Below are 20,153 nucleotides of genomic sequence, written 5' to 3'. Positions count from 1 at the left end.
GCCTCCCCATCCGTCGCCGCCGGGCGCAGGCGACGCCCCGGCAGGTGGCGGCTAGTCGTACGTGCCCCCCATGCCGCCCGCATCCTCGCCGTCCGGCGAGGGCGTCTCGGGCGAGGGCGCGGAGGCTCCCCTTCTTGCCGCCGCCCGCTGCTCGTCCTTGCGGGCGCTCGCCGCGGCGATAAGGCCGATGAGGGAGCCGCCGACCACGGCCACCAGCACGGTGCCTACCAGGATGATCACAATCATGAGCGGGAGCTTAGTCCAGTCCATAGATGCCCCTCTCGACGTCTCGCGACCTCATGTGCCTGACATCATACCAGCGCAAGATGGCTCCCATCCACGAGCGCACCCTGCTCGACGAGGGCGCGGATTGTCTCGTTGGGATTGAGCTGCCCGCCCCGCACGGGCAGCTCATCCAGGTACATGAGGTCGACGTCGTCGGAGGCCTCGTAGAGCGCCGACTCCGTCGTGGCGAGTATGCCCGACATAAGCCGGGCCGCCGCCTCCACCGTCAGGCACAGCGGCACGCGAAACTCATAGCTCCTGCCGGTGGCGGGGAGCGTCACCGAAAGCAGGACCTTGTCAGTCATCGTCTCTTGCCTCGGTCTTCTGGCTTGCCTCAACCTTCTGACGGCCGGCCTCCTCGGCATCGTCCTTGGCCTTTGAGAACGACTCCTGCGTCGCCTCGAGGGCGGCGACCCAGTGCTCCTCGAGGACGCCCTGAAGGCCCACGAAGACCACCCCGTCAATGGAGTCGCGGTCAAACAGCACGTCGTCACCGGGATTGAGGAAGCCGGTGGGGTGGTTGAGACCCACGTACTCCCACAGGCGTCCCGTCTCGACGTCCTGCTGCATGTAGCCGGCAATCACCACCAGCTCCTCCTTGCCGTCCACATGCACGACGGAGCCGATGGGCAGCCACTGGTTGGTCGTAAGCATAGGTCGCTCTCCCCTATTCGTCGCTGGCGCTCAGGTAGTTTGAATACGCCTCACTGTAGGATGCCTGGTAGCTGCTGGCCCAGCCGTTGAAGTAGCTGACGTTGCCATTGGCCGTGTTAAGCTGGGCCGTCACCTCGGCGATTCGCTGCTCGAGACGGGATATCACGTCGTCGATGGCCCCGTTTGCGTCTTGGATCTGCCCCGCGTTTGACTTGGCGATGTCCTTCGCCGCCTCGGTGCAGGAGCTGCACTCGAGCGCCGAGGCCGCCATGGAGCCAAGGCTTCCCAGGGCGCGTATGACGTCGTCGTTGGACGGGCCCAGCTTTCCGCAGGCGGCCTTCACGCGCCGTGCGATGGCCAGCTGCTCCTTGAGCTCCTTGAGCTGGGACGAGAGAGCCGCGGCCTTCTGGGACCACTGGCTGGCGTTCGTCTGGCACCAGTCAACCTTGCCGCGATAGTAGGTTGCCTGGCTGCGCCAGTATTCCTTGCTCATCGATCACATCCTCCCTCGCCGTGGGGTGACCCCCTCAGGCGGGCTCGCTTTCGGTTTCTGGGTACGGGGGCACCGACGACAGGGCGTCAAGCAGGCTGTCGGACGTATAGAAGTCAATGGAGAGGAACGCTACCTCCTTGGCCCACTTGACATAATCGGCTCCCCAGCGGTCGGGAACGCCCGCATGGCCGGCGCTGCAGTCCGAGAATATGCCGCCGATGGAGGGCACGACGAACGCCCACCTGAGGCGTCGTGGGCCAGATGCGCAGGGGACATATTTCCAGGGATATTCAGGACCATATTCGCAGCCCACAGTCTGATCAACGTAGAGCTCGCCAAACTTCGAGAACAGACCGAACTTTCCGCCAAACTCCAGCAGAGGCTCCGCCTCGACGCCACGGCGCTCGGCGTAGGCGCGTATGTATTCCTTGTCGTTGCGGAGGAAGGCGCTGGCGATGTCCTCCCCCTTCGGCTCGACGAAGGTGGCATGCCAGTCGCGGGCGGCCGGGTAGAACGGATAGCGCTCCTTGTCAAAGATGCGGCGGAAGGTGCCGTCCCAGCCCTTTTTCTCGCGGGGGAAGGGCGTCAGATGAAAGATCTTTCCTGCCGACCTCACGATGCCGCTGGCGGAGTCCCCCGCAAGCACGACGCCCCTCGTGCGGCTGTCGCCCTTGCGGGCATTGGAGATGGCAACGCCCAGGCTTCCTAGCGGGGCCAGGGCAGCCGCCAGCTCGGGGTTGGGGTTACCTTCGGCGTCCACCCAGCCGGAGGGCTGGAGGCGGTTCACGAGATCGCGCTTCCACAGGTCCTCGTAGGGTTTGAGCTCCAGCACCTCCTCAAGCACCATCCCAAGTCCCGCTTTTATGACCAGGGTGGTGTCGAGGCCCCCGAGAAGCACGAACAGGTCCCTTCCCGAGAAGGGCAGCTCCTCGAGGGTGAGGGCCCCCAGGTCAACCGAACGCTTCTTGAACAATGACATGTACTGTCCTCTCTTGACCGAAATCCTTGGGGGGAGCCCATGCGACCTTTCTTGGCCCCGCCCGACCTGGCCTAGCGGCCTTTGAAGAACTTCCCGATGGCACGCATGCCCTGGGCCACCTTGTTGGTCACCTTCTGCTGCAGGCCGCTCGACTGGAACCAGTCCGCAGCCTTGCCCAGAGCCCAGTCCGCGCCCGCGCCGACAGCGATGCCCACGGCCGTTCCCACCGGACCGCCAAAGCAGGTGCCCACGATGGCACCGACGGCCTTGCCTGTGCCAAACTTCAGGGCGCCCTTCGTGCCCTCGACCATGGCGGCGGCAGTCTTCTGCGTGCGATCGCCCGCCGTCGTCTCGAACGCCTTCTTGGAGTTGGCAAAGATGTCATACACCGAGATCGCGTCGCCGACGACACCCACGGCCCGGGCGGCTCCGGAGGCAAACTTGCCTGCGCGTGCGAGCTTCGAGAGCTTGGACCCGGAGCCCGCGATCGCCTCGGCGGCCTCGTCACCCTTTGAGAACGCCGAGCGCATGGTGCCCCAGGCCTCCTTGGCCTGGCCAAAGAGGTTGACGTCGCCGACGAACTTCTCGCCGATCTGCTTCCAGTACCCTTTTTTGTGCTTGCCTATCGCCCACACCAGGGCAGCCTCCAAGCCGGCGCCCCTCGCCAGGCTGTCATCGGCGCGCAGGGCGCTCATTCCGTAGCGACTTATGAGCCTCCAGAGCGCGGTGCTGGGCTTGGCAACGATGCCCAGGCCGTACTTGCCATACTCCTTGATGGCCTTGAGCGCGTACTTGAGGGGAAGCTTGTGCCCGCCGACCTTTGGCTCGGTGGTGAGCTCCTTGATGCTGTCGAGAAATGACTTGAGCCTGCCCTCCCCCGAGGCATCCCATTCCGCCACCAGGGTCTTGTGTACCTTTTTCACCATGTCGTTCGTGATGAAGGCGTCGCCCTTCAGCGAGGACGAGTACGTTGACTCAAACTTGTTCGCGCCTGTGGCCAGCGTCACCCACGTCTGCCGCACATGGGACAGCTGCTCCTTCTCCTTTATGACGCTCGAGTGAATCTGGGAGAGGGCGCCGGGGACGCCCCCCTGGTCCTTGAGCCCGCTGAGCGCGTCCTGGGCGCTTCGCACCTTCGAGTTGAGCTCGTCCAGGCTGCTCGTCGCCCGCGTGCAGAGGGTTTCCACATGCGCGTCGGGGTTGACGCAGACGAAGTCGCCATTGGGGCAGGACCCGCCCAGCGTCGTCAGAAAGGTGTCACGTTGCTGCCGCACCGACGCCGCATCGGGCACGAGCGAGGAAAACGTGGTCCTGACCTGGCTCATCGCCTCGTAGAAGATGCGCGCCTGAGACTCGATGACGATGCTCGCCTTGGACTCGCCCTGCGCCCACGCGCCCTTCTGGACGCTGACGAAGGACGCGTTGGCCGCCTTCGTCTTGCTGATGGCCCCCGAAAGTCCCGTGCACATGCTCTTGATCTTGGTGTTTGCGGTCTGCAGGTCGGAGTACCTGTACTTGAGCACCTTCGCTCACCCTCTCTCTGTCATCGTTGCCTGAGCACCCTTATGAGGCGCCTACCTGGAAGAATGCGCCGCAATGGAGAGCTGTCGGGCACTGTTGGCGTCCGTTGCCACCATGTACTCCGTCCCCTGCTTGATGGCGCCCGAATGATCGAAGACCTCGTCGCCGAGGGTCTCAACCTGCTGCGTCGCGACCGTCAGCGTGTCCTTGAAGGCGGTGGCCGCCTTTCCCTCCCAGGACGAGAGAGTTGACTTCAGCTTCTGTGCCGCGTCCTTGATGGTGCAGTAGTCCTTGGCGACGCCGTCGTACTGCGACGCCGTCCTGATTGCCTGGTCCCTGTTGTACACGATCGTGGTTCCCATGAGGCCTCCCTCATCGTCATTGGTCGCTACGAGCGATCCTCGCCCCGACTCTCCTTGCGCTGCCGCCGGTACTCGCCCTCCTGCTCGGCGAGGAAGGACTGAAACGCCATCGTCTCGTCGTTGAAGTAGCCAAGATGCAGGAGGCTCTCGATCATGTCGCCGTCAAAGAAGTAGTCGCTGGCGACGTCGCGCCGTCCCTCGGGATAGGGGTAGCCCATGTAGTCCCAGAGCCGGCCCGAGTTGCCGTCGCGGGCCATGACGGCCGCCACCATGAGCGGTCGCTCGCCGCCCTTGAGCTCCACGACGGAGCCAATCGGCAGGTATGTCGTGCCGATGCCCAAGTCGTCACCAGTGAATTCCCGTTGCTCCTCCGTCACCGTATCCCCGTCCTTCCCTGGCGGCCAGGCGCCATGTCTCGTCCGATGCCTTCCTCGACAATAGAGAGCGCCTCGTCGGCGACGAGAAAGCGCTCGCCCACGTCCACGTGCGCGCAGCTGCCACGTGCCAGCCGCTCGCCGCGGACGAAGACCCCGTTGAGCGACCCGAGGTCGCGAATGGAGAAGCCGCCGCCATCGCGCTCGACGAGGGCGTGGCTGCGGCTGACGTTGGTGTTGTCCGCCAGGACGACGTCCGCAGAGGCCGAGCGGCCGATGACCTTGGGTGTCGTTAGGTCAAGCTCGAGGTTCACGTCCCCGCGCTCGCGCATGACCCGTATCCGCCCGTCAGGCCGGACGGAGGCGTAGCGGGAGGCAAGCGAGCCGTCTCCCCGTCCCAGGATGACCGTCTGATGGCGTGCGGCAGGGCGCTGGGACGAGACGGGCGCAGGGGACGGCGCCTGAGGCGCGGCAGGGGGCGGATCGACCTGCTCTTGCGTCTTGGCGGCGACGGGGACGTCTTCCTCCGTGGCCGCGGCGGCCTGTGACGCCACGGCGCCCCCACAATCCGCTATTTCCTCTTCCTCCCTGGCCGCGGCGGACTCCCGGGTGCGCACGCGCTCGACGCAGGTGGGCGAGACGCCCGCGATCGCGTCTGCCGCCTGGGTGGAGAGGTCCTGGGACGCCATGACCTCCGAGGCGGACGCACGACGGGAGAGAAGGCCCACCATGTCAAAGGCTGCGGCAGACCCACCCGTCCTCACGCCTCCCCGGATCCGAGGCATGGCCGCCCCTGCGCGGGCGACCCCCTCCTGCACGGCGTCGGACCCCAGCGTCACGCCGAACTCGCCCTTCAAAAACTCGCGAAGCGCGTCGAGGGAGAGCACCGAGGTCCGTCTCACGAAGTCGTCCAGGGCGCGCTGGTGACGGCAGTCGGCCTCGTCCGCAAACGAGACGCTCGCCGGACGCGCCAGATGGCTCAGGAGGGCGCGCGGGGAGCTCTCGGCGCGTGCGGGCGCCCCCGCCAAGGGAACGAAGGCAAACCTGAGGGCCCCTCCCTCGGCGACGTACACGCGATCGGGATCGAGGCACACCGCGTTTGCCGAGAAGCGCTTGGCGGTGCAGAGGTCGAGCGCGTCGTACACGCAGCGCAGCATGCACAGGAACTGCTCTTTCGTGAGCCTTGCCCCCAGGTAGGCTTTGAGCCGGGCCAGGCCCGTCACGTCATAGTAGAAGCGCGGCACCTTGGCGGCCGGGTCGTACGCAAAGGGCAGGAAGACGTCGGCCTCGCGTCGCTTGAGCCACTCGGCCTGGGCATACTCGAGGCTCTCTCGCTTGTCCGCCACCACCTGAAGCGTGCGCGAGGCGCTTCGGCGGTCCCTGTGCTCCGAGAACCTCATTGGGCGTCACGCCCCCTCTCGGCGGCCGCCGACACGAGGCGCACGGCCGTGACTTCGCCGCGCACGGCAAGGAAGCCGTCGTCCTGGGCGGTGGGCTCGCGGTACTCCGGCAGCAGGCGCGGGTAGTGGAAGGTTGACTGGTCGGAAAACCCGCTGCCCACCCAGATGCCGTTTCCGTAGGCCGTGAGCGCCTTGTACCACTCGTCGTACACCGACTTGCTGCGCCAGGCCTCCGTGGCGGCGACGATGCCCATGCCGCTCTTGCCGTGGCTCTTTATGAGATAGGCCTTGAACGGGTCCGCCACCTCGGCGGGCAGCGAGGCCATCGTCTCGATGACGCTCGTGAACACGAGCACGCCCACCGGCTCGTAGCCAGACAGCACGCCCAGCAGGCGGGCCCGCGCGTCATCGGCGCCCTGGGCGACGCAGGGGTCGTCAAGCTGCCCCAGATACGACTCGCTGTCCACGAAGAGGTAGCTCACCTCGCCGGAGGCGGCGAGGCACGCCCGCAGGCCCAGAAGGTAGCGGCAGATGCCCTCCTGGTCGTTGCCAAGCAGCACCAGGCTGGGGCAGCGCGCAAACGAGAAGCCCACGCCCCTCATCTCCCGCTTGTCGAAGCCCACGGGCAGGATGCCCTCGCCCAGGCGGGAGAGGTCCATGTCCTGAGGGTGGACGGCGGCGGGCAGGACGGGAATCATCTCGGCACGCTCGGAGAAGTCCTGGGAGCGTCGACGGAGCGTCGACGCGATCGCGTCCGCCTCGACCTCGCCGAAAGCGGCAGCGGAGGCGCCCTTGAACTCAAAGATCTCCTTGCCCACGACCACGTAGCCCCGCTTGTCCTGGCGCGCCACGACGGCCTGGGGCTTCTTGCCGAGGATGGTCGTGACGTCGCCCTCGTCGTTCAGGGCGCAGACGATGCTCGTGGAGAAGTTGGCCCTCAGGCGCATTCGCGCGGCGTTTGCGGAGCTCGCGCTCACGACGAAGTGGACACCCAGGCGCGGTGCGTCGCGCGTGAGCGTGATGAGAAGGTCCTCGAACTCGGCGAAGAGGTCGTAGAACGCGGCGATGTTGGTGAGGGCCACCACCACGTGACCCAGGCGCTCCTCGGACCGGGCGTTGTAGTCTTCGAACGTGCAGCCCGCGCGCGCGAGCAGGGCGCGACGGCGTACGCACTCCCGCCGCACCAGCCGCAGGAGGCTCTCCGTGCGGGCGTAGTCGCCCGACACGACGACCCCGCCGCACTGGGGCGCCGTCGCGAGCGGCGTGAGGACGCCCGGCCCGAGGTCGAGCGCATAGAAGCTGACCTCATGGGGGGCATATCCCAGCGCGAGAGAGAGCAGGAGCGTGGCCACCAGGCCGTCCGCCCCGGAATCCTGGGCGCCAAAGACGAGCAGGTTGCCGCAGGCGGCCAAATCGACGACATAGGGGAACTGCCGCTGACGGCCGGGGTCGTCCACCTCGCCCACGAGGGCGCAGCACGTCGAGCGCGGTAGGTCCGGGTAGCGTCCCATGAGCTCGTCCAGCGCGATGTGGGTGGCGAGCGGGGGAAGCCAGAGCGGCTTGGCCTGCCTGCCCATGAGCCGCGCCGCCTGCCCCAGCCCCTCGAGCACGGCGTTGAGCTCCGAGGTCTCCGACGCCTTCCTCCCCTTCGAGGGCGGGCGCAGGGACGCCACCACGTCACCGATGTCGTCAATCAGCTCGACGGCGTCGTCGCGGTGCGGCTCGAAGACCTCCGTGGGGGCATAGGGCGCCCCGGCATACGCGGCCTGCCCCTCGCAGAAGTACTCGTTGTAGCCCACGAGCATGCAGTACCGGCCCGGGCGGTCTATCTCGGCGGCGTCGGGACGGCGGATCATCTCCTTGGAGTCGGCGGCGTCGGCCACCTTGAGGCAGACCTTGAAACGCGAGTTTGACCAGATCTGGTCGTTGACCACGCCCGATGGCTTCTGCGTGGCGAGGATGAGGTGCACGCCCAGGGAGCGCCCGATGCGCGCGGCCGAGATGAGCTCGTCCATGAACTCGGGCTCCTGCTGCTTGAGCTCGGCAAACTCGTCCGCGACGATGAAGAGGTGCGGGAGCGGGTCCGTGAGCAGCCCCTGGCGGTAGTAGCGCAGGTACTTGTAGATGTCCATCGTCGCCTCGCCCGTGACGTCGCGAGCGGCGTTGAAGGCGTCCTGACGGCGCTTGAGCTCGCTCTTGATGGACACGAGCGAGCGCGAGATGGCCGCACCGTCGAGGTTGGTGATGGTGCCCGCCAGATGCGGCAGGCGGTAGCGCTCGTTGTCGAACGCGCCGGCCAGGCCGCCGCCCTTGTAGTCTATGAGCACGAAGGCAACCTGGTCGGGGGCGTAGTTGGCACAGAGGGAGAGGATGTAGGTGATGATGAACTCCGACTTGCCCGAGCCCGTGGTGCCGGCCACGAGGCCATGCGGGCCGTGCGACCGCTCGTGGAGGTTGAGCATGGCCAGCTCGCCGGCGGCGTCCTTGCCCACGGGCGTCTGAAGCGTGCGCGAGGCGTCGTTCTCGGCCCAGCGCTGACCCAGGTTGAGCTGGCCGACGCTGCCCACCTCGAACATCTCGAGGAAGCCGAGCGACTTGGGCATGGCGACGCGCTGGGACGGCAGGTCGAGCCGCACCCGCGCGATGCCCAGGGCAAAGTGGCGGGCCTCCTCCGGCGAGACGAGGATGTCCGCGTCAAAGCGCACCATGGTGCCCGCCACGTCGTCACGGTCGAACATGCGCGCCGAGCCCTCGTAGCCGGCTGCCACGCGTCCGGTACCCGGCAGGTGCGCGGTGGCTCCCATCTCGGACAGGACGCCGCCGTCGGTGAGGTCGATGACGTAGGAGCACTCGCGGGGAAGGTCACGCAGGGCCTCGCCGAAGAACACCAGGGAGAAGCCGAGGTTAGACCTGAGGCGCTCCAGCTTGCCCACGGTGTCGGAGCGCTCGGACAGGGCCTTGCTCGCGCAGAGCACGAGGAAGTGCGGGCCCTCCCTGGCCTCGCTCGCAGACTGACCCAGACGAATCTCGAGCATGCGCTCGAGCGGCGCGAACACGTCGATGAGACGGTCGGGGTCACAGGCGATGAGCCGGCGGGCGCCCGTGTCGTCAAAGAGGTGCGGGATGGCGCGGACAAACCCCCACTCGCCCTCCTCGTCGGGGTCGGCCACGAGGACGACCTTGACGTCCTGGTAGCTGTAGAGGGACGCCACCTGGACGATGAGCCCGCGAGCGAACGCCCACACGTCCCAGCGCGCTCCGACGACGCCCGCGCAGAAGTGATCGCGCGGATTGAAGCAGAGGGGGACGTCATGAACGACCGGCGGGTTGTCCTCCAGCTCGGCGACCTTGTCGAGGAGCTTGTCCTCCTCCATGGAGAAGCGCCGCTGGGGCCAGCGAACGTCTGCGTCAAGGAGCTCGTTGCCCACGCCCACCCTCAGCGCCATGAAGTCCTCGTGGTCTACGCCGCGGTTCATGAGGCGCGGCGACAGCTCCTCCGTGCGCGCGATCAGCTCCCCGACGTCGGTGCGTCTGAGCCTGAGGATCTCGGCCTGGTCGTCGCAGGCGCGCTCGAAGCGGGCGCCCATGGCGTTGAGGTAGTCGGTGTAGCGCGCCTCGCGGCGGCGCTCGTCGGCCTCGTCGCGCCGCTTCGTGTAGGCGCGTGACGCGATGGGCCAGATGACCATGCCCAGAAGCATGGCCGTGCACATGGCGATGGAGGGCAGCCCGCTCATGAGGCTGCCGCCCTGGGCGATGTTCTGGATGGCGTAGGAGGCCGAGAAGAGCGACGCCATGCCCATCACGAAGGAGGGACCCATCTGAAGGATGGCGGGCGTGTCGTCGGGCACCTTGCGATGGGGGGGCTCGTCCACCTGGAAGAGCTGGCCGTGGACGGAGTGCAGGAGCCGGGGCGCGGGAAAGAAGAGCGGGAGCGTCCCTAGCGTCTTGCTCGCCGGAGGGCACGCCTCGCGAAAGAGCCTGTGGTCGATGGCCGTGGCCCCGGGAATCTCGCCCACGACGAGGCCCTCTGGGTCGTTGAGGACGATGAGGCGGCGGCCCACCATGACCGTCAGGTCGAGGATCCGCACCACATCGCCCGGCACGAGGGCGACGGCCTGGTGGGGCGCAACGCGCCGGTCGTTGACGAAGCTTCCGTTGCCGCTCCCCAGGTCCGTGAGCGTGAAGCTCTCGCCCTTGAGGTCGAGGCGGGCATGGCGCTCCGACACGAAGCCGCTCTCGTAGTGCAGCTGGGCCTCACGGCAGCGACCGATGAGCACGCTCGCGTCAAACGAGAAGCCGAGCTTGCCAAAGCGCCGGACGCCCGCGGTGGCGGGACGGCAGTACAGGCTGGCGAGCGCGTCGTCGGCCAGAGAGCGGACGCCGAGGGCCGTCTCGGCCCCCAGGGGCACCGTGGCGCGGGGCAGGGCCTCCCCCTGCGCCGTGACCACCTGATAGCCGAAGGCGGGACTCAGCACGGCGCCGTCACCCTGCACCTCAACGCGCAGCAGCGGGGACCCAAGGCCTATGTCGGCCGTTGACTGCGCGCTGGGGTCCAGGGAGAAGGTGTGCGAGACGCCCTGCGATACGAGAGTGAGCAGCAAATCTGCCATCGCGGTCTTACCGTGTCCTTTCAGAGGGGAGGGTGCGGGGTCGCCGAGGGTGGTGCGACCCCGCACCACAGCAGAGGGAGGTTGCGCTATCCGCGGAAGGAGCTGGCGATGTTGGAGTCGGTCTCCTCGAGGGTCTGGGCGGTCTGCTTGAGGGCGGCGGAGATCTCGTCGATGAGCTCCTTGGCCTTCACGAAGCCGGGGCGCACCTCGGCGAAGCGCTGGGCGTAGGCCTGGCTCGAGGCGCCCTCCCACTCCTGCTGCAGGGCGCTCAGCAGGGAGTCCATCTTGGTGATGGTCTCCTGGACGTTGTTGGCCTCGGCGGTGTACTCGTTGGCACGGGAACGCATCTGCTCGGGGGTGATCCTAATCTGTCCGGCCATTGCAACTTCCTTTCTGTGTCTCGACGCGCCGCCTCATGCGGACGTGTCGTCCTGCTATATCAACTCGTGACGTCGGGCGTCACGAGCCGATAGCCCTAGTGCCCAAAGGGGTTGCGCCAGCGCTCGCCCATCCTCCGGAACCTGACGGCCAGCATGGAGCCGCCCGAGAGAGCGCCCACGAGCACCACGACCGCGGCCACGACGAGCGCGAGGAGCCGCGGCGTCCTCGTGATGTACGTGAGCAGGTCTCCCGTGACGACCACCCCTCGGTAGTCGCTGGCCGAGACGTTGCCCGCCTTGTCGCGCACCTCGACGCGGTAGTCATGGGCCGCGCCGTCCGCCAGGAGCCTGACCGTGGGCGTCGCGCCCTGGACGTCGGCGCCCTCCCAGCCGTCCAGGCGCTCGCCGTCCCGCAGGACCTCGACGCTGGCGACACCCAGGTTGTCGCCGCTGCCGACCAGCGCCTCCTTGGCGGGGTCAAGGTAGACGGCGCCGGCCTGCACGCCTCCCAGCTCCGAGGTGGGGACGGTCTGGTCGACGGCGAACTCTATGGGGAAGGTGCCCTCGCGGCCCTCCCCTTTGCCATCCATCGTGTTCTGCGAGAGGTTGCCCGCCGCGTCGGTGGAGGTCAGGGTCACGCGGTAGAACCCGTCGGTGGAAAAGAGCCGCGCCGGCAGCCGGTAGGTCGTGGAGCTCCAGCCCGCATCCGGGGCGTTGGCCTCCAGGTTGTAGTCGACGTCGGGCGACAGCGTGCGAGCGCGGTCGTCCTGCGAGAGGCGCACCCTCGATCCCGAGGTGTCAAGGCCGCTCACGTTGACCTCCACCACGTCGACCTCCTGCGGCGCGGCCATGAACGCGCCAGGAACCCCCTTGGACCCGTCAGCGAAGAAGTAGGTGGACCCAAAGCGGTTGACGGAGTAGGTCGCCTGGGTCTCGGCGTGGTTGCCGGCCAGATCGACGGCCGTCGCCTTGAGGGTGTAGACGTCGTCTCGCGGGCTCTCGTAGGGGACGTCACCCAGGCTCACGACCTTCTCGGTCGCGGTGGCGGACTCCTGCTTGCCCGGCCAGAAGGCGTACTCGTCGCGGACGCTCGCGAGCGTGTAGTCGGAAAGCTGCGCGTCAAGGTTGGTGTCCTTGAACGTGGCCCCGGCGGCGGCCTCGCCGCCGTAGGCGTGATGGTCCTGGACGCCCGTTATGGCCACCTCGGGAGCCGTCAGGTCGATGACGAACTCCTGGGAGTCATAGGCCTCGCTCACGTTGCCCGCGAGGTCGCTCACGACCACCTTGAGGCGATAGTGCGTCTCGCCCGCGAAGGAGGCCGTGGCGACCCAGGTGGCGCGCGGGCGCGTCTCAGACCAGGCGCCGACGGAGGGTCCCGGGCCCGCCTGGAGGGCGCTGGCATCGATGCTGCCCAGCTGGGGCGCGAAGTTCCTGTCATCCACCGTGATGGTGGCCGTGCGGGGCGCCTTGTAGTACATGGCGTTGGACACGTCGTTGTTGTCAAAGTTCACCTGGAGCTTGGGCGCCTCCGTGTCGATGGTGAACTCGTCGTTCGTCGTGTTGGAGGCATGGCCTGCAGGGTCGGTGTAGCCGGCCGACAGGCGCCAGTCGCCGTCCTCGTCAAAGGGGAGCGTCGCCACGTAGACGACGGTGCCGTCCTCTTGCGTGATCGGCTCGAAGTCCTTGGCCACAAGCGTCCTGCCCGCATGTTGTGAGCCGTCTTTGAAGCCCGACGCGACGACGGTCTCGGGCGCAAACTCCCTCGTGAGGTCAAAGCTGGCGTCCTGGACCGTCACCGTGGCGGTGCGCCTGGCGTTGAAGTACCGGCCGTTGCGGACGTCGTCGTTGTCATACGAGACGGACACCACCGGCGCCTCAATGTCCACGGCCACGCCCATGGCGTCGGCGGGAAGATTTGACCCCAGGGCGGCGAGGTCAACGGTCGCGGCGTTGCCGGCCGTGTCCACGGCCGTGATGGCGGACCCCGCCAGGACGACGCGCTGCCCGTCCTGCGAAAGCGAGAAGGAGGCGACGCCCGCCAGCGGGTCGGACTCGTGCGAGAGCCCGCCCGCGGCGTCTGGCTCGAACGTCAGCGCGACGTTGCCCGTGGGATGGGAGGCAAGCGAGAGGCCCTCCCCCACGACGCCTGACAGCCGGTCCGTCACCGCAAGCGTCACCTGCTCGCCGTCCGGAGAGAACACCCAGCCCCAGGGCGTGCCCCGCTTGTCGCCCGACTCGCGCACGGGGAAGGGCGACGTCTGCGAGAACGTGAGGCTTCCCAGGTCGGGGGCAGTGTAGTCCACCCCAAAGGACTGCTCGTCCGTATGGGGGTCGTCGCCCAGCACCTTGCTGCGGACGCCGCCGTACTCGCATCTGAGCGTGTAGTCACCCTCGCGCGGGAGCTTGCCGCCGTCGGCGCGCGGGAGGCTCACGACGCTCTCCCACACGTTCTCGGCGCCCTCCACAGGCGTGAAGTCGCGGGGCAGCACGGACAGCGAGAGCGTCTCGGGGACGGAGGCTCCCGGGACGCTGAGCGTGCCCGTCACGAGCGGGGCGCCCGACGCGAGCGACGCGTACACGGGAAACCACGGGTCCGTCACGAGCACTCGCTCCCTGACCTCGCCGCGATGGTAGTAGGGCTTCGCGGAGGGCGGCGTCGCCTCATCGTCCTCGAGCCGCGTCCGGACGCTCGCCGCGCTTCCCAGGTCAACCAGGATGCTGTCGAATCCCCAGGTGGAGCGTTCCTGCTCGGGCAGGGCGTCGCGGTAGTCTGCCAGCGTGCGGCTCGCCAGGCGGTTGCCGTAGCGGTCCCGCGCCGAGACCTTGATGTCGTCCAGGCGGTAGAGCCCCTCGCCTTCCAGGTCGATCGTGGCCCAGCCCTCGCCGTCTACCGCGAGGCTGCGCGTCTTTTCTGACCGGGCGGCCTGGGCGCCCATGCCCGCCTGACGCGTGAGGCTCACGGTGACGGAGCCCGCGTCCAAGCCCGAGCTGTAATCCTCGCTCGCCACGTCGACGCCCGCGACGTCGGCGCCGGCGGGGCGGGGCAGGAGGTCCTGCACCCGCACGCGAATCCGGCGCGTGCCGCCCACCAGGACCGAGCGCCCGTCGGGCAGGGTGGCCACAACGGAGCCGTCGCGTGCCACGGTGGCGGCGGTGAGCTGGGGCGCCATGGTGTCAACGCCAAAGCTCAGCGTGGGGACGCCGCCCCAGACGTCGGGCAGGCACGAGCAGTCGATGCGGTACCAGCCGTCGGCCAGCCTGCCGTCCGTGCGAGGAAGCCCCAGGTCAAGCCGAAGCACGTCGGGAGCGACCTGGCGGGGAGACAGGGACAGGACGCTCGGCGCGAGGTCGCTCGTGCCGGACGCCGTGACGTGCGTTCCCGTGAAGGTCGCCGGGAAGGAGGGCATGAGCGCCACGTAGCCGAGCCAGGGGTCGGCCACGTCCAGGGCGACGAGGGAGTCCGCGGGATAGAACTGATCATTGAGCACGGGGCCGGCCTCGCCGGGCAGGACGACGAGCGACGCGCGACGCCGCGCGTCCACCAGCACGGCCGCCAAGTCGAGCGGCCCTCCATGCTGCGCGCTCACCGCCGACAGGGGGACCGTCGAGCGGTTTCCCGCCCAATCCTCGAGCGTCAGGACGACGTCCTTGAGGTCATAGCGACCCGGGCTTGATAGGACAAGCTCGAACTCGCCCTTCCTCCTGGGCAGCCTGCCGAGGTCAACCGGCATGCCGGCGTCGCCGGGACGGTCATGCCGCACAAGGGTGGCCCTGACGGACTTCACGCCCGAAGGGCTGGGACCTCCCACCGTCTCGTCGGTCACGGTGACGTAGAGCCTGCGTTCTCCCCCCACCAGCACCTTCCCCACGTCCGGCACGGCGGCGACGGAGGTCGCGTCCACGCCGCCCTCCACGCGGAGGCCGGAGGCGACGGGCGGGTGCAGGTCGATCGTGAACGAGAGGTTCGCCTGGGCGGACTGGGGCCTCAGGTTGGCGTGAAGGACGCTCGCGCCCACGTAGCTCACGCTCACCGTGTGTTTGCCCTCAGTCCGCAGGCGGTCGAGGTCAAGGTAGAACGAGTCGCCATCGCCCGCGACGCGCCGCAGCCTGGCGGGGTCAACGACGCTCTCGACGCCGTCCACGGTCACCCTGAGGGAGCCGCTGGCCCGCCAGGTGCCGTCCTTGCGCAGCTCGGACAGGTTGGGGTCATGGATGACCAGCCGCGTCAAGACGGGCTCAAGCTCGGTGGCGCCGCCGTCGGCCACCGTTCTGCCCCTGCGGTCCTTGGCCGCCAGCGTGCAGGTGGGCCGGCTGTCGTCCATGACGCGCAGCGTAGTCGCCTTGAGCGCGCTCACGGCCGCAAGCTCGCTGACAGGCGCGCTCGACTCGTTGCCGGCGACGTCGGACACACGGATGCGAGCGGTGTCAAGGCGCGTCTCGCCCGTGCCGATCGTGTCTGCGGACAGGACGAAGACCGCCTTGCCGTCATTCGTCACGGACCGAGGCTCGAGGCTCCTGCCCGCAAGGTCCAGGCGCACCTTCGAGACGTCCAGTCCCGACGCGACGTCGCCGGGAAGCGTCGGGGCGGCCTCGCGCACGGGCACGGTGAGGATGACGCCCTGGGCGCCCACCACCAAGGGGCCCGGGGCCGAGGGGGCCGTAAGCGCGCCGCCGTCAGCCTTGGTCAGCGTCGCCGTCGCCCGGTCGAGCTCTGGCGCGAGCCGGTCGCTGGCAAGGTCCACGCGCAGCAGCTGTCCCTCCCAGTACGTGACGTCGCCCACCGGGTCGGGCACATGGCCGATCTTCACGAAGCATGACGTGGCGCCTGCCACGGGAAGCCCGTCAGCAGGCGCCGCCGCGACGAGCGAGCCGTCCGACTCGAGCGCGTAGGAGGACGAGAGCTGATCCGCCACGCCCGGCGCCCATTGGGGGGTCAGCCGGGCGGAACCCCCCTCCTGGTCCCTGCCGCAGAGCCAGAGCTTGAGGTTGCCGTCCTCGAGGCTCCCGGTGACGACGGGCTCGTGGAGCGAGCCGTCGGGCCGAATCACCCGCAGCATCCCCAGGACCTGGGGAGGCGCCGCCGCCACGTCGGCCGCCGACGCGGGCGGCGCGGGCAGGGCCACGACGGCGTCGAGGCCGGACAGGTCGGGAAGCGACGCGGTGGTGGGAGACTCCCAGGCGAGGCATGACGAGGGCGTCACGCCCGGCGTCGCGACGGGATAGGCGGCGAGCGTGGGGGCCAGGGCGAGGGGCCCCCTGGCGAAGAAGTAGCGCCACGCGACGTCGACGGCACTCATGTGCGGGGAGGAGCCTGGCAGGCTCCCGTCAAGGTACAGGTCGTCCTGGGCATTGAGCCAGGCGGCGAGGTTGACGCCGTAGGGCACGGCACGCACGCGCGCGCCGTCGACGCCAAACGACGGCCGAACCTGCCCGGGATTCTCCGCGGGCGTGGCGGGGGCGGGGGTCGCGGGCGCGGCCACGGGAATCACCGGTAAGATCGCCGCCTCGTCCGCGGGAGTCGTGGCGTCCACACCCTCGGCCGCAGGCGACGCGGCGAGCGCCGGGGAGGCCGCAGCGACGAGGGGGGACCACACGAGGGCGCCCAGCGTGACCGAGACGGTCACGGCGCGCAGGGCCCGAGGCAGATGCGGGATGCCAACAGGGGACCCCTGGGAACGCTCGTTCACGCTCATCGCTCACTCTTTCTGTCACCAAGCGGCGTGGTCATGGCCTCGTCGTGCCGGTCGTGCCCCGGGGCCTCGACAGGCGTCATGGGTGTCGCAAGCAGCGTCGTCATCGGCTCCGGCGTGCGGGGCGTCACGTCGTCGTCAGACGCGTCGCGCGTGGGCAAACAGGGGGCGTCGTCGCCCAGCAGCGTCGTCATGGTGGCGTCGTCAGGCTCTCGCCCGCCGTCTGAGGGACCTTCGGAAAAGAGGGTCGTGAGCGCCTCGCCCGCCACGACCACGCGCGTCGCCGAGCCGGGGGCGCCGCGCCCGTCCTCGTGCGAGCCGCTTGCAAGGGACCGCACGTGAAGGCTGCCGCTGTCCTGCCCCAGCCCCTCGGCCTGCGTGCCAAGGCGCGCCTGGGCGCCGGAGGTCATGCGCATGACGGCGCCGGAGCGCAGGTCCTCTATCGCGGAGCGCGCCGTCTCGCCCGTCAGATAGCGACGGACCTCGCTCACGTGACGGAGGCGATGGTAGACGGCGCAGCTCACCGCCAACACGGCTGCCAGGGCATACCCAGCGGCCTCGATCAGCCCCAGCGTCTCGGCGCTCATTGCCTCACCGTCCTCGCGTCAATGAAGGCGTCCTCCACGATGGGCCCCATCTCGTCCGCCGTGCCCAGGGCCCTCGCTCGCTCGTGGTCAAGGAGGCTCGTCGTGGACCCGCTCTCGCGCGCCAGGGTGGCGGCGTCGTGCGCGAGGTCAAGGATGTCCTGCTTGGAGACGCCGTCAGCCCTGAACTTGCGCGGATAGGTGGAGAGCGCGTCAAGCGTCAGGTTCGCGACGTCCAGGCGCATGACGTCGTTTGACTCGTCTGAGACAAAGCTCACGAGGTCCCTGAGCGTCTGGAAGTACGGCGCATAGCTTCCCAGGTCAGAGCCCTCGTTGATGCTTGGCACGATGCCCGTGTTGAACGACGCGATGGAGCTGTACACCTGGGCGGCGTCATGCTCGGCGAACGACTGGTCGCGCGCCGCCGCGTCCATCCACTGCGCCGCGGCGCGTATGCGGGCGGAGCGCCCCGCGATCTGGGTCTTTCGACCGGGCTCGGCGACCTCGGCGGCATCGACGCCGTACTCGTACCAATAGAGCTTGCCCACGGCAAAGGCAAGCTCGGCGTAGCGACCCGAGGAGCTGACCTGCTCGAGGTTGGGCAGGATCGTGGACCTGAACTCCTCCTCCTCAACGCGCGAGAAGGTCTGGTCCTCCTGATAGCGGCTGACCATCCCCAGGTAGGGTCCCACCTCGCCGGGCTTGACCTGCGCCGCCCGCCGGTAGGCTGCCGTCGCCTCGCTGACGCTGGCGCTCTGCTCCCCCACCTGCATCCAGTGGTTGTAGTCGCCATCCGTCACCACGATCCTGCCGATGGTGGCGCTCACGCCCAGCACGAGCGACACCAGCGACGCGGCGGCGAGCCCTATGAAGCCGCGCCAGATGCGCAGCATCTTGGCACGCTCCTGACGCTCGCGTTCGCCGCGGTGCTCGATGGCGTAGGCCATCTCGGCGCAGTCGGGGTAGCGGTCGTCGGGATCGGCCTGCATGGCCTTGGCGACGACCTTCTCCATGCCCTCGGAGAGCTCCGGGCGCACCTGGCGCAGCGGCGGCGTCGCGTCGGCATAGTCGCCCGGACTCTTGCCCGTGAGAAGGCAGTACATCGTGGCGCCCAGCGCATACACATCCGAGCGGGAGTCGGTCCCCCGCCCGCCCTCGTACTGCTCGGGCGGGGCAAAGCCGCGCGTCCCCAGCCGCACCGCGTCGTCCTGCTCGCCAGGATGCTCGTCGGCGCCGGCGAGCTCGCCCGAGATGCCAAAGTCTATGAGCTCCACGAGGCCATTGGATTTGAGCATCACGTTGGAGGGCTTCATGTCACGGTAGATGACGGGCGGGTCGAGCCGGTGCAGGTACTGCAGGACGTCACAGAGCTGGATGGCCCAGTTGGCGACGGCGTCCTCGGCCTGGGGGCCGCCCTTCTCGAGAATCTCGGCGAGCGTCCGCCCCTCCACGTAGTCCAGGATGACGTAGAGCGTGCCCGCGTCGTCGATGATGTCCACGATGCGGGGGATGGCGGGGTGGTCGAAGCGCTTGATCATGTTGGCCTCGGTCACGATGCCCTTGACGACCAGCTCCCTCTGGACGGGGTCGTCCACGTGACGAATCTCCTTGGCCGCCCACTCCTTGTTGAGCACCTTGTCGAGCGCCAGGTAGACGACGGACATGCCGCCCTCGCCGATCTTCGTGAGCAGCTGGTAGCGCCCGCCCACCAGCCGGTGGCCGTCGGCCGCCGACTCCTCTTCGGCCCGTTGCGATTCCTGTCCTGCGGGCATCGCCACAGCGCTTTCTCCTTAGAACGTCGATAGACGGTGTCGGCCGGCAGACGGCCGGCATGCTTAGGGGCGGTCGTTTAGGGACGGTCCTGCGGCGTCCCGCGCATCCAGTCCACGGTCGCCTGGTCCGACGGGCGGGCCGTGCGGGCGCCCCTGCCGCGCAAGCGCGCGCGGCCGTCGTTGATCTTGCCCTCGATGGCCCCCACCAGGCCAGGATGCGCAGCGCTCACCGCAGCGGGCACGAAGAGGACGCCCTCCACGCTCTCGTCCCTGAAGGCCCAGTTGATGCCGATGAGGTTGTAGGCCACCGAGCCCTCCTTGCCGTTGGCGCGCGCAAAGTAGGTGCCCCGCCTGCCCTTGATGGGCCTGGGTTTGAGGGCAAACCAGGGAATGCGGCTGCTTGACCCGGTGGCACGCTCCTGGAAGCCCTCATCCTCAAGGCTCACCTGATAGGAGGTGCGCAGGTCCTGCAGGCGGGTGTCGGAGGGGCTGGGGCGGCCGTGCGACGCGAACCAGTCGTACACGACCCCCTTGCGCGTAAAGAACGCCACCATGGGGTGGACGGCCCCCGCGATGCAGGCGATCGTCAGGGCCGTGAAGCCAAGGGCGATGAGAATCGCGACGGGGTCCGACTCGCCGATGACGATGACCCAGCACAGGAGGGAGACGAGCAGGCACAGGCCGCCCGCCAGCGCGAACAGCCTCTTAAGGTAGCCCCCGTGCTGAGCCAGGTACAGCTCGCGAAATCCCTCAAAGTCAACCTGTGCCTCGTACGTCTCGTGCATCGTGTGAACCTCCGCCGTCGCCAATGAACCCGCCCAGGAGCCATGTTCCTGGCCCACTGTAGGTGACGCACGTCAGGGAACTATCAGTTGCCCATGAGGGCTGTGAAAGCTCCGGCAAGCGGCAGGGTCGCCACATGCCATGGGCGGCACCGGCCGTCACGGGACGTTCCCGTCGTCATATGCCGTGTAAAAGCGTCGATCGTCCCGCGCCTCTCTGGCCGTCATAGTAAAATGGGGCTGGTATGTGCCATCGCAGGCGCGCGT

The 20,153-nt window shown here is 68.4% G+C and carries 15 protein-coding genes; all 15 read right to left on the bottom strand.

What is annotated here, in order from left to right; all coding sequences use genetic code 11:
* Window positions 1-51: 51 nt before the first annotated feature.
* Window positions 52-270: a hypothetical protein gene (locus HMPREF2826_RS01750; protein WP_070638666.1), complete on the bottom strand. Its 219-nt coding sequence runs from the start codon at window positions 268-270 to the stop codon at window positions 52-54.
* 41 nt (window positions 271-311) lie between these two features.
* Entirely contained in the window at window positions 312-590 is a 279-nt protein-coding gene (locus tag HMPREF2826_RS01745) for a hypothetical protein (RefSeq protein ID WP_070638663.1), read from the bottom strand.
* Window positions 583-939: a DUF4176 domain-containing protein gene (locus HMPREF2826_RS01740; protein ID WP_070638661.1), complete on the bottom strand. Its 357-nt coding sequence runs from the start codon at window positions 937-939 to the stop codon at window positions 583-585. The genes HMPREF2826_RS01745 and HMPREF2826_RS01740 overlap by 8 nt, the downstream gene beginning before the upstream one ends.
* A gap of 13 nt (window positions 940-952) precedes the next feature.
* Entirely contained in the window at window positions 953-1,432 is a 480-nt protein-coding gene (locus tag HMPREF2826_RS01735) for a hypothetical protein (protein ID WP_070638659.1), read from the bottom strand.
* Window positions 1,433-1,466: 34 nt separating this feature from the next.
* Entirely contained in the window at window positions 1,467-2,411 is a 945-nt protein-coding gene (locus HMPREF2826_RS01730; protein ID WP_070638657.1) for a hypothetical protein, read from the bottom strand.
* 71 nt (window positions 2,412-2,482) lie between these two features.
* Window positions 2,483-3,934 carry a hypothetical protein gene (locus HMPREF2826_RS01725; RefSeq protein ID WP_070638655.1) on the bottom strand — a complete coding sequence of 484 codons (1,452 nt, stop codon included), beginning with the start codon at window positions 3,932-3,934 and terminating at the stop codon, window positions 2,483-2,485.
* A gap of 51 nt (window positions 3,935-3,985) precedes the next feature.
* Window positions 3,986-4,294, bottom strand: coding sequence for a WXG100 family type VII secretion target (locus HMPREF2826_RS01720; protein WP_058271111.1), 309 nt, complete (start codon window positions 4,292-4,294; stop codon window positions 3,986-3,988).
* Between the two features lie 26 nt (window positions 4,295-4,320).
* Window positions 4,321-4,671 (bottom strand): DUF4176 domain-containing protein, encoded by a 351-nt coding sequence (locus tag HMPREF2826_RS01715; RefSeq protein ID WP_168163959.1) that lies wholly within the window; start codon window positions 4,669-4,671, stop codon window positions 4,321-4,323.
* Window positions 4,668-6,068 carry an FHA domain-containing protein gene (locus tag HMPREF2826_RS01710; RefSeq protein ID WP_070638653.1) on the bottom strand — a complete coding sequence of 467 codons (1,401 nt, stop codon included), beginning with the start codon at window positions 6,066-6,068 and terminating at the stop codon, window positions 4,668-4,670. The genes HMPREF2826_RS01715 and HMPREF2826_RS01710 overlap by 4 nt, the downstream gene beginning before the upstream one ends.
* Window positions 6,065-10,678: a type VII secretion protein EssC gene (gene essC / locus HMPREF2826_RS01705; RefSeq protein WP_070638651.1), complete on the bottom strand. Its 4,614-nt coding sequence runs from the start codon at window positions 10,676-10,678 to the stop codon at window positions 6,065-6,067. Before essC ends, HMPREF2826_RS01710 begins: the two co-directional genes overlap by 4 nt.
* Before the next feature lie 86 nt (window positions 10,679-10,764).
* A complete protein-coding gene (locus HMPREF2826_RS01700) occupies window positions 10,765-11,058 on the bottom strand; it encodes a WXG100 family type VII secretion target (protein WP_058271107.1) in 294 nt (97 codons plus the stop codon).
* A gap of 95 nt (window positions 11,059-11,153) precedes the next feature.
* The gene (locus tag HMPREF2826_RS01695) at window positions 11,154-16,751 is read right to left on the bottom strand and encodes a hypothetical protein (RefSeq protein WP_070638649.1); all 5,598 of its coding nucleotides are present in this window, start codon (window positions 16,749-16,751) and stop codon (window positions 11,154-11,156) included.
* On the bottom strand, window positions 16,748-17,335 hold the full coding sequence (locus HMPREF2826_RS01690; RefSeq protein WP_070638647.1) for a hypothetical protein: 588 nt from the start codon (window positions 17,333-17,335) through the stop codon (window positions 16,748-16,750). The genes HMPREF2826_RS01695 and HMPREF2826_RS01690 overlap by 4 nt, the downstream gene beginning before the upstream one ends.
* Entirely contained in the window at window positions 17,332-19,104 is a 1,773-nt protein-coding gene (locus HMPREF2826_RS01685) for a serine/threonine-protein kinase (RefSeq protein WP_070638645.1), read from the bottom strand. Before HMPREF2826_RS01685 ends, HMPREF2826_RS01690 begins: the two co-directional genes overlap by 4 nt.
* A 77-nt stretch (window positions 19,105-19,181) precedes the next feature.
* Entirely contained in the window at window positions 19,182-19,889 is a 708-nt protein-coding gene (locus tag HMPREF2826_RS01680; protein WP_148138296.1) for a hypothetical protein, read from the bottom strand.
* Window positions 19,890-20,153 lie beyond the last annotated feature (264 nt).

The sequence above is a fragment of the Olsenella sp. HMSC062G07 genome, assembly GCF_001811895.1.
Lineage (GTDB): Bacteria > Actinomycetota > Coriobacteriia > Coriobacteriales > Atopobiaceae > Olsenella_F > Olsenella_F massiliensis.
This window is presented reverse-complemented; position numbering and strand designations above follow the sequence as displayed.